This window comes from Massilia sp. P2_C2 (assembly GCF_056404615.1).
Map to the genome: position 1 here is coordinate 1 of NZ_JBFUDR010000248.1, position 9,512 is coordinate 9,512.

Genomic DNA, 9,512 nt, shown 5'->3' on the forward strand with positions numbered 1-9,512 from the left:
AAAGTGCTCTGACCCCGAATTTTCAACCCACGTATAATCACGCCGCACGCGCACAACGGCCGGGATGGCCATCCTAGGAATATCGTTTCAAATATGCGACACTGCGCCTTTGCCGTCTTTCCATTCGGGACCTGCTGATGAAACTCGTCTCCACCATCGTCGGATGCCTGCTGTTCGTCCTGTTCTTCAGTTTCGCCCTGAAGAATACGCACCAGGTCGACCTGCATTTCTTCCTGAACTACGAGGTGCGCGGTCCGCTGGTGCTGATGCTGCTCGCGTTCTTCGTCGCCGGCGCCTTCCTCGGCATCCTGGCCGTGACGCCGACCGTGTTCCGCCACCGCCGCGAGAGCTCGCAGCACAAGCACACGATCCAGGCGCTGCAGAGCGCGGCCGGTACCGCTGCCGGCGCACCGCAGCCGGATGGCGTCACGACGCGCAGCTGAACGAATCGAAGTCGTACTACATAAGAAAAACATATGGAATTTGAAATCTGGTGGCTGCTTGGCATTCCCGTCTTTTTTGCCCTCGGCTGGATCGCCGCCCGCGTCGACATCAAGCAACTTGTCTCCGAATCGCGCAGTCTGCCGCGCGGCTATTTCAAGGGCCTGAACTTCCTCCTCAACGAGCAGCCGGACAAGGCGATCGATGCCTTCATCGAGATCGTCAAGCTCGACCCGGAAACGGCCGACATGCACTTCGCGCTGGGCAATCTGTTCCGCCGCCGCGGCGAGACCGAGCGCGCCATCCGCGTCCACCAGAACCTGCTGTCGCGGCCCGACCTGCCGATCGAACAACAGGTGCACGCGCAATACGAACTCGGCATGGATTACCTGAAGGCCGGCCTGCTGGACCGCGCCGAAGAGACGTTCAACCTGCTCGTCGACACGCAGTACGGCGTCCAGGCGCGCCGCGCGCTGCTCGAGATCTTCCAGCGCGAAAAGGAATGGCGCCGCGCGATCGCCGCCGCCGAAGGCCTGATGGAATCCGGCGCGGGCGCGTACCACAAGGAAATCGCGCAATTCTATTGCGAACTGGCGCAGGACGCCCTCGTGCACATGCAGTCCGACGAGGCGAAAGCCTTGCTGGAAAAGGCCTTGCAGGCCGACCGCAAGAGCGTGCGCGCGACGATGCTGTACGGCGACGCCCTCGTGGCGGAAGGCGACATCGAGGGCGCGCTGAAGACGTGGCGCCGGGTCGAGCAGCAGAGCGTGCCGCACGCGGCCCTCGTCGCGACCCGTCTGATGGATGGGTACCGCAAGGTCGGCCGGCCGCAGGAAGGCGTCAACCTGCTGCGCTCCTACCTGGAAGAAGCGTCGTCGATTGATCTGATCGAAGTCGTCTTCAAGGCCGTCATTGAACTCAACGGCGTGGACGCTGCCAAACAGCTGGTGGTCGAAGAACTGCGCCGCAATCCGACGCTGCTCGGCCTCGACAAGCTACTGGAAGCGCGCCTGATGGATGCGCCGGCGAACGTCTGGGAAGAACTGTCGATGGTGAAGAACCTGGTGCACGGGTACACGCAGAAACTGGCGCGTTACCAGTGCAGCCATTGCGGTTTCAAGGCGCGCCAGTACTACTGGCAATGCCCGGGGTGCAGCAAGTGGGAGACTTATCCGCCGCGCCGGACCGAAGAACTGAATGTGATGAACTAAGCAAAGAAACCTGACCATGAAGATTACGATTATCGGCACCGGCTACGTCGGCCTCGTGACCGGCGCCTGCCTGGCGGAACTCGGCAACGACGTGTTTTGCCTCGACGTCGACCAACGCAAGATCGACCTGCTGAACAACGGCGGCATCCCCATCCACGAGCCGGGCCTCGAGGAAGTCGTCGCGCGCAACCGCGCGGCCGGCCGCCTGCAGTTCTCGACCGACGTCGCCGCCAGCGTCGCCCACGGCCAGCTGCAATTCATCGCCGTCGGCACCCCGCCGGACGAGGACGGCTCCGCCGACCTCCAGTACGTGCTGGCCGCCGCCCGCAACATCGGCCGTTATATGGATGGCTACAAGGTCATCGTCGACAAGTCGACGGTCCCCGTCGGCACGGCCGACCGCGTCGCCGCGGCGCTGCGTGAGGGGTTGCGTGCGCGCGGCGAGGAAAGCATGGAGTTCGCCGTCGTGTCGAACCCCGAATTCCTCAAGGAAGGTGCCGCCGTCGAGGACTTCATGCGTCCGGACCGCATCGTCATCGGCCACGACGACAGCCCCGCGGGCCAGCGCGCGCGCGACCTCATGAAGCTGCTGTACGCGCCGTTCAACCGCAACCACGAACGCGTGTACTGGATGGACGTGCGCTCGGCCGAGTTCACGAAGTACGCCGCCAACGCGATGCTCGCCACGCGCATCTCGTTCATGAACGAGCTGGCGAACCTGGCCGACCAGGTCGGCGCCGACATCGAGGCCGTCCGCCACGGCATCGGTTCCGATCCGCGCATCGGCCACAGCTTCCTGTACGCGGGCGCCGGCTACGGCGGCTCGTGCTTCCCGAAAGACGTGCAGGCGCTGGAGCGCACGGCGCGCCAGTACGACCAGGAACTGCTGATCCTGCGCGCCGTGGAAGCCGTCAACGACCGCCAGAAGCAGGTGCTGGGCCGCAAGGTCATGCAGCGCTTCGGCGAAGACCTGACGGGCATGAAATTCGCCGTCTGGGGCCTGGCATTCAAGCCGAACACGGACGACATGCGCGAGGCGCCGTCGCGCGTGCTGCTGAAGGAACTGATCGACCGCGGCGCCACCGTCGCCGTGCACGATCCGGTCGCGATGGAAGAAGCCCGCCGCGTGCTGGCGCTCGACCTGAGCGACGCCCAGCTGTCCCGCATCGACTTCAAGAAGACGCCGATGGAAGCGCTGGACGGCGCCGAGGCGCTCGTGATCGTCACCGAATGGAAGGCGTTCCGCAGCCCGGACTTCGAGCAGATCAAGGCGCGCCTGAACCACCCCGTGATCATCGACGGGCGCAACCTGTTCGAGCCGCCGCTGATGACCGGCCTCGGCATCGAGTACCACGGCATCGGCCGCTCGGTCCTCACGGGCAAGTGAGGCGGGCATGAGTACGATCCCGAGCCGGCTGCTCCCCACGGACAGCTACCGCCACACCGAGGCGCCGCAACTGGACGGCGTGCGCCTGCTCGTCGTCGGCGACGTCATGCTGGACCGCTACTGGTTCGGCGACGTTTCGCGCATTTCTCCGGAAGCCCCGGTGCCCGTCGTGCGCATCGAGCGCCGCGAGGAGCGCCTGGGCGGCGCCGCCAACGTCGCACGCAATGCCGCGGCCCTCGGCACGCACTGCGGCCTGCTGGGCGTCGTTGGCGCCGACGAGGCCGGCGACCACGTCGAGCGCATCCTGCGCGAATCGAGCATCCACAGCTACCTGAAGCGCGACGAGGCGATCTCCACCATCATCAAGCTGCGCGTGATCGGACGCCAGCAGCAGATGGTGCGCATCGACTTCGAGGACGCGCCCACGGAAACCATCCTGCGCGACAAGCTCACGCAATTCAAGGCGCTGCTGCCGGACTACGACGTGATCGTCCTGTCGGACTACAACAAGGGCAGCCTCGTCAACGTGGCCGAGATGATCCGCGCCGCGCGCGCTGCCGGCAAGATCGTCATGGTCGACCCGAAAGGCGACGATTTCACGCCGTACGCGGGCGCGACGATGCTCACGCCGAACAAGTCCGAACTGAAGCGCATCGTGGGTAGCTGGAAGACGGAAGAGCAGCTGACCGAAAAGGCCCAGCGCCTGCGCGAGGAACTGGGCCTGGAAGCGCTGCTGCTGACCCGTTCGGAAGAGGGCATGAGCCTGTACACGGCGACGGAAGTCCTGCACGTGCACGCGGACGCGCGCGAGGTGTTCGACGTCTCGGGCGCCGGCGACACGGTCATCGCCACGATGGCCGCGATGCTGGGGGCAGGCGCACCGCTGCCGGAAGCGCTGGCAACGGCCAACCGGGCCGGCGGCATCGTCGTCGGCAAGCTCGGCACGGCGACCGTCACCCGCGACGAGTTGTTTGCGCAGCGCCGCAAGGACGACAGCCACGCATAACCGGGTTCACATAGCCGTAGGGTGGGCATTTGAGGCCGGGGGGGATTGATGCCGGGGGCATCAATCCAATGAAACGTGCCCACGCGTAACGCCAACAAACCGCAAACGTCACGCGTGGGCACAGGGGTGCCCACCCTACTGCGGTAACTCAAATCCACCCGTCAACCTATCCGTATCAGCATCCGTTAATACAGCAGGCAGCCACCCGGCCGCCACCCACGATAACGGAGAAACGAGATGATCAAGAAGCTGATGCTTGCAGTCGCCACGCTGGTGGCGTCGATGGGCTTTGCGTTCGCCCAGGTGGACGTCAACAAGGCCGATGCCGCCGCGCTGGATTCGGTCAAGGGCGTTGGTCCGGCCATGTCGAAGGCAATCATCGATGAGCGTACCAAGGGCGGCGCGTTCAAGGACTGGAGCGATTTCCAGAAACGCGTGAAGGGTGTGCAGCAGAAGCGTGCCGCCCAGCTGTCGAAGGCGGGCCTGCAGGTCAACGGTCAGTCGATGGAAGGCGCGCCGATGGCGGCGTCCACGACGGCCAAGGCCGACGCAGCCGCCGGCAAGGCCGAGAAGGCAGCCAAGCCCGCCAAGGCCAACGCCAAGCCGGCAGATACCAAGGCCAAGCCCGAAGCCGCCGCCAAGTCGGCCACCTGAGCGGCCACCTGAGCGGCCACCTGAGCCGCTGGCGCAACCCGCACCGCATAACCCCGCCGCATGCGGGGTTTTTTCTTTGCTGGCGCAAGCCAATCCAGCCGCCGGCACCGGCCCTGACCCATACGCGACGCTCCAACTCGGATTAGAATGGCGCTTTCGCGTTCGCAAAAGAGTAGGCAATGGCATACAAGACCATCGAAGATACGATCGGTAATACCCCGCTGGTGCAGCTGGTGCGCATCCCCGGGCCGGAAGCGGCGGCCCGCAACAACATTATCCTCGGCAAGCTCGAAGGGAATAACCCGGCCGGGTCCGTGAAGGACCGCGCGGCGATGTCGATGCTGCGCGGGGCGGAAGCGCGCGGCCAGATCAAACCCGGCGACACCCTGATTGAAGCGACGAGCGGCAACACGGGCATCGCGCTGTCGATGGCGGCGGCGATCCGCGGCTACAAGATGCTGTTGATCATGCCCGACAACCTGTCGGTGGAGCGCCGCCAGAGCATGGCCGCGTACGGCGCCCAGATCATCCTGACGCCCAAGACCGGCGGCATGGAATACGCGCGCGACCTGGCCGAGCAGATGCAAAAGGATGGCAAGGGCATCATCCTCGACCAGTTCGGCAACGAGGACAATCCGCGTGCCCACTACGAGACGACGGGTCCGGAAATCTGGCGCGACACCGATGGCCGCGTCACCCACTTCGTCAGTGCGATGGGCACGACCGGTACCATCATGGGCGTGTCGCGCTACCTGAAGGAACAGAACGAGGCGATCCGCATCATCGGCGCCCAGCCGGAGGAAGGATCGTCGATCCCCGGCATCCGCAAATGGCCGGAAGCCTATCTGCCGAGGATCTTCGATAAATCGCGCGTCGACCAGGTCGAAAACGTGACGCAGGCCGCCGCGGAACAGATGGCACGCCGTCTGGCGGCCGAAGAGGGTATTTTCTGCGGTATCTCCGCGGCCGGCGCCTGCGAAATCGCATTGCGCATTTCGCGGACGGTCGAGAACGCAACGATCGTATTCATCGTCTGCGACCGCGGTGATCGCTATTTGTCGACGGGTGTGTTTCCCGCCTGACGAGTTCAATGCCCGGCGCGGAATTCCAGGCGCTGGGTCTTCCCATCCCGTCTATGCGGGGAAAAAATCATTCCTGCTCCGGTGTTCCGGAGGAAGGTAGCCAGCAGGATGCGCGGGGACGGTGCGGCGGCAGCTAGCCGCCGTCCGGTCCGGTTCGCACGATTATTGCTCGACGCCGGCGCCGCCTGCGTTGTTGTCCTTGTCTTTCGGCTTGAACTGCTTGTCGCTGATGCGGAACTTGGCGCGGCGGTCGCCCATCAGGTAGCGCAGGTCACGGATCGACAGGTCGCTGACTTCGTGCATGCGGATCAGCAGCGAAGCGCCGACCGGCAGGCGGTGGTGGCGGATCTTCGAGATCACCGGCGGCGCGACTTCCAGCGCGCGCGACAGGGCTGCGTCGTTCTTCAGGCGCAGGTTCTCGATCAGGGTGTCGAGCAGGCGGTTCGGGTTGTACTGAAGCAGTTCGTCGTTTTCCGAATCGCTGTTCATATCAATGCCGACTTGGTTGGTCATGATGTCACTATTCCTATGAGGGTTTGTCAGAGCTCGCGGCCGAAATTCCACGTCCTTGAAGACTTAAGGATATGAAAGTTTCTACTAAATTATACAACTAATTTCAAATTTAGTACTTAAGAGCAATAAAGATCAGTGGCTTTCGTTAAGGCCGTTGTCTCGTCGCAACAATAGCCGTAATGCAATTCTCTCACAAACTCACTGAGAAGATAATTGTTTTTTATTTAAACTTAAGTGTAGAGCAATTATCGATGCGCCGCCGCACGTTTCGGAATTGAGTGGCGGAATGACAACTTGGGAGGGGGTATGGGGGACGATTCTCTGTTTCTTCAGAGAACTGATCAACGGAAACGCAGATACTCCCCGGGGGTAAAGGTTGTCATGCCGGCGTGAAGTTGGCCATTTATATGACAATCCCGTTACAAACTGATACAAAGTTCTTGATCGGGAAACACTAGATCCCGCGCGCCAACCGGACGGCTCGACCGAGCTCGACTACCGACATGGCATAAAAATAACTGCGATTGTATTTGGTGATAGCAAAAAAATTAGCATTTGCCACCCAATACTCCGTCGGGTCGGCCCCGTTTTGCAGGTCGACGAGACCATACAGCCGGCCCTCCGGCAGCGCGGTGCGGGTGGCGACGCCGGCGCTGTCCAGCTCCTGTGGACCATAGCGGGCTTCCAGGCCGCCCAGCAGCGGCTGCCAGGCCTGGCTGGGCGCTACATCGGCCGGGAAGACTGCCGGACCCGTGTTGTTGCGGTCCCAGCCGTGCTGGACGAGGAAGTTCGCCACGCTGCCGATCGCATCCGACGCGGAGCCCCGCAGGTCGACGATACCGTCGCCGTCGAAATCCACGCCATACTTCAGGATATTGCCCGGCATGAATTGCGGCATGCCGACGGCGCCCGCGAATGAACCCAGCAGCGAGAACGGGTCGATATTCTCCTTGCGCGCCAGCAGCAGGGTGTTTTCCAGCTCGCCACGGAAGAAGGCCATCCGATCTGCGCGGTTGGGGGCTTCCGGATAGGCGAACGCGAGGGTGGTCAGCACGTCGACGATGCGGAAGCGCCCGGTGTCGCGTCCGTAGATCGTTTCCACGCCCAGGATGCCGACGATGATTTCGGCCGGTACGCCATACGTCGCCTGCGCACGCGCGAGGGTGTCCGCATTGTCGTCCCAGAAGCGTACGCCGGCATTGATGCGGATCGGCTCGATGAACCGGTCGCTGTATGCGCGCCAGTTCTTCGGCTTGCCCGGCGGCGCCGGCTTGACCAGCTGGACGGCGGAATCGATGAAGCGCGCGCGCTGGATGACATCGTCGATCTGCGCGCGATCAAAACCGGCGCGGGCGACCATGTCGTCCTCGAAGTCGCGCACGGCTTGCCATTCGCCGAAATTGATCGCCTCGCCGTCGAAGTCGATGGCGGGACGGGCAGGCGCTGCCGGTCGCGTCGCCTTGGCGGTCCTGGCCTTGGTCTTGGCGGTATGGGAGGGAGCGGAATGCGAGGATGCGGCGCAGGCATCCGCCGCCGCCCCGGCGCCGACGGCCAGGGCTAGCAGCAATGGAACGAAGGATTTCATCGAACTCGGGACAGCAAATCTCTCAGGGTGGGAACGACGTTGGTGCCGGAGGTACCCGGACCGTAGCGATAAGCACTGTAGCGGCGCAGGAATTCCAGCGCGGCCGCGCCAGGCTCGGGGGCCAGGCCGGCCGTCGCGATACGCTGCGCATAGGCGGTCGGACCCTCGTCCGGCGCACGCGGCAGGCCGAGCTGGCCGAGGCGCTGGCACAGGGCCGAGTATAGCGCATCGACAGGGTCCACTTTCTGCCTCTGCGAGAATTTTCTCACCAGAAACAACAGCAGGCAGAGCATGGCGATGAGTGCCAGGCTTTGCCAATGGGACAAGCCTTCCCGCAGACGGTCGACGAAGCGCTGCTGGCGCTGCGGCGTATAGTTCAGCACCCACTGGTTCCAGCCGTTGTTGACGGCGCCGATCGCGTAACGCACGCGGCCGAGCAGCGAATCCGGATCCGGTTGCAGCAGCCGGCCCAGGCCTTCGAGGCCGAACGGCGCCGGCGGCGGCAGCACGCTCGCCAGATTGTGCTGCACGCGCTCCGGCGCCACGGCCGCCGTCGGGTCGACCCGGACCCAGCCCCGGCGCGGCAGCCAGACCTCGGCCCAGGCATGGGCGTCGGACTGGCGGACCGTCAGGTAGCCGTCGAGTGGATTCACTTCGCCGCCCTGGTAGCCCGTGACGACGCGCGCCGGCACGCCGGCCGCGCGCATCAGGAACACGAAGGCGCCCGCGTAGTGCTCGCAGAAGCCGGCGCGCGTGCCGTACAGGAAATCGTCGACCGAATCCCTTCCCGGCAGCAGCGGCGGCCTCAGCGTGTAGACGAAGTCGCCGCTGGCAAAGACGCGCAGCACGGTCGCCACGCGCCGTGCCGGATCGGGCTCGGCCGCGAGGGCCTGGCCGGCCGCCCGCGCGTGCGGATTGATCCCGTAGGGCAGCGACAGCCATTGTCCATCGATGGGTGACGCGTCCGGCTGCAGGTTGTAGTGCACGTGGGAGATGAGGTCGTAGCGCACGCGCTCCGTGAGCGGATCGGTCGACTGGAATTCCAGCTCGTCGGACAGCACCACGCCATGCCCGGGCACGACGGGCAGCGCACGCGGCATCTCGAGCGCGAACAGCCAGCGCGTGTTCGACGGTTCCAGCGTGACGTGGTAGCCCAGCGGCTGCCCGCCCACGGACAGCGACACCGGCTGGGGGGTGGACAGCCGCGACGGCCGGACGCGGGTCCAGATGCGGCCGTCGTAATCGCCCAGCACCGGACCGCGCCAGTAGAGCTGGGGCTGCGCGGGCACGGGGCCGTCGAACTTCACGCGGAACGCCACGTCCTCCGACTGTGCCAGGTTGGACATCTGGCCAGGCGCCATCGTGTCGGACAGGCCGCTCTTCGCGCCGTGCGCATCGTCCTGTATGCCCCACAGCGGGCCTTCGATGCGGGGGAACAGGACGAACGCGGCGCCCGCCAGCGGCAGGGCGACCCCGAGCATCTTCGCGCCCATCCACAAACGCGTGCGCAGCGGCGGCACGGCGCCCGTCAGCTGGAACGACAACTGCGTGGCCAGCAGCGCGACGAGCGAGGCCAGCATCAGCAGCGCCGTCGGGATCGTCTGAGAATAAAAGAAATTGGTCAGGACGAGGA

General features: G+C 64.6%; 9 protein-coding genes. 6 read left to right on the forward strand and 3 right to left on the reverse strand.

Annotated features, from left to right (window positions below):
• Positions 1 to 137 precede the first annotated feature (137 nt).
• The 6 genes from AC1DYX_RS23120 to cysM all read left to right on the forward strand — a co-directional run bounded on the left by AC1DYX_RS23120 (position 138) and on the right by cysM (position 5,781).
• Positions 138 to 443 carry a LapA family protein gene (locus AC1DYX_RS23120; RefSeq protein WP_477263197.1) on the forward strand — a complete coding sequence of 102 codons (306 nt, stop codon included), beginning with the start codon at positions 138 to 140 and terminating at the stop codon, positions 441 to 443.
• Positions 444 to 476: 33 nt separating this feature from the next.
• Entirely contained in the window at positions 477 to 1,652 is a 1,176-nt protein-coding gene (gene lapB / locus AC1DYX_RS23125) for a lipopolysaccharide assembly protein LapB (protein ID WP_477263199.1), read from the forward strand.
• A gap of 16 nt (positions 1,653 to 1,668) precedes the next feature.
• On the forward strand, positions 1,669 to 3,039 hold the full coding sequence (locus AC1DYX_RS23130) for a UDP-glucose dehydrogenase family protein (protein WP_477263201.1): 1,371 nt from the start codon (positions 1,669 to 1,671) through the stop codon (positions 3,037 to 3,039).
• 7 nt (positions 3,040 to 3,046) lie between these two features.
• Positions 3,047 to 4,045 (forward strand): D-glycero-beta-D-manno-heptose-7-phosphate kinase, encoded by a 999-nt coding sequence (rfaE1, locus tag AC1DYX_RS23135; protein ID WP_477263203.1) that lies wholly within the window; start codon positions 3,047 to 3,049, stop codon positions 4,043 to 4,045.
• Between the two features lie 237 nt (positions 4,046 to 4,282).
• Positions 4,283 to 4,699: a ComEA family DNA-binding protein gene (locus AC1DYX_RS23140; RefSeq protein ID WP_477263205.1), complete on the forward strand. Its 417-nt coding sequence runs from the start codon at positions 4,283 to 4,285 to the stop codon at positions 4,697 to 4,699.
• Between the two features lie 179 nt (positions 4,700 to 4,878).
• A complete protein-coding gene (gene cysM / locus AC1DYX_RS23145) occupies positions 4,879 to 5,781 on the forward strand; it encodes a cysteine synthase CysM (protein WP_477263207.1) in 903 nt (300 codons plus the stop codon).
• 162 nt (positions 5,782 to 5,943) lie between these two features.
• Here cysM and AC1DYX_RS23150 read toward each other — a convergent pair whose 3' ends face one another.
• The 3 genes from AC1DYX_RS23150 to AC1DYX_RS23160 form a co-directional block, all read right to left on the reverse strand.
• The gene (locus AC1DYX_RS23150) at positions 5,944 to 6,294 is read right to left on the reverse strand and encodes a hypothetical protein (protein ID WP_477263209.1); all 351 of its coding nucleotides are present in this window, start codon (positions 6,292 to 6,294) and stop codon (positions 5,944 to 5,946) included.
• Between the two features lie 454 nt (positions 6,295 to 6,748).
• The gene (mltB, locus tag AC1DYX_RS23155; protein ID WP_477263211.1) at positions 6,749 to 7,879 is read right to left on the reverse strand and encodes a lytic murein transglycosylase B; all 1,131 of its coding nucleotides are present in this window, start codon (positions 7,877 to 7,879) and stop codon (positions 6,749 to 6,751) included.
• The coding region (locus AC1DYX_RS23160) for a transglutaminase TgpA family protein (RefSeq protein WP_477263213.1) at positions 7,876 to 9,512 on the reverse strand (1,637 nt) is incomplete at its 5' end. The genes mltB and AC1DYX_RS23160, both read right to left, overlap by 4 nt.

Excerpts from the sequence above, each read along its gene's own strand:
- AC1DYX_RS23120 (WP_477263197.1), top strand. The coding sequence starts at position 138 with ATGAAACTCGTCTCCACCATCGTCGGATGCCTGCTGTTCGTCCTGTTC.
- lapB (WP_477263199.1), top strand. The coding sequence starts at position 477 with ATGGAATTTGAAATCTGGTGGCTGCTTGGCATTCCCGTCTTTTTTGCC.
- AC1DYX_RS23130 (WP_477263201.1), top strand. The coding sequence starts at position 1,669 with ATGAAGATTACGATTATCGGCACCGGCTACGTCGGCCTCGTGACCGGC.
- rfaE1 (WP_477263203.1), top strand. The coding sequence starts at position 3,047 with ATGAGTACGATCCCGAGCCGGCTGCTCCCCACGGACAGCTACCGCCAC.
- AC1DYX_RS23140 (WP_477263205.1), top strand. The coding sequence starts at position 4,283 with ATGATCAAGAAGCTGATGCTTGCAGTCGCCACGCTGGTGGCGTCGATG.
- cysM (WP_477263207.1), top strand. The coding sequence starts at position 4,879 with ATGGCATACAAGACCATCGAAGATACGATCGGTAATACCCCGCTGGTG.
- AC1DYX_RS23150 (WP_477263209.1), bottom strand. The coding sequence starts at position 6,294 with ATGACCAACCAAGTCGGCATTGATATGAACAGCGATTCGGAAAACGAC.
- mltB (WP_477263211.1), bottom strand. The coding sequence starts at position 7,879 with ATGAAATCCTTCGTTCCATTGCTGCTAGCCCTGGCCGTCGGCGCCGGG.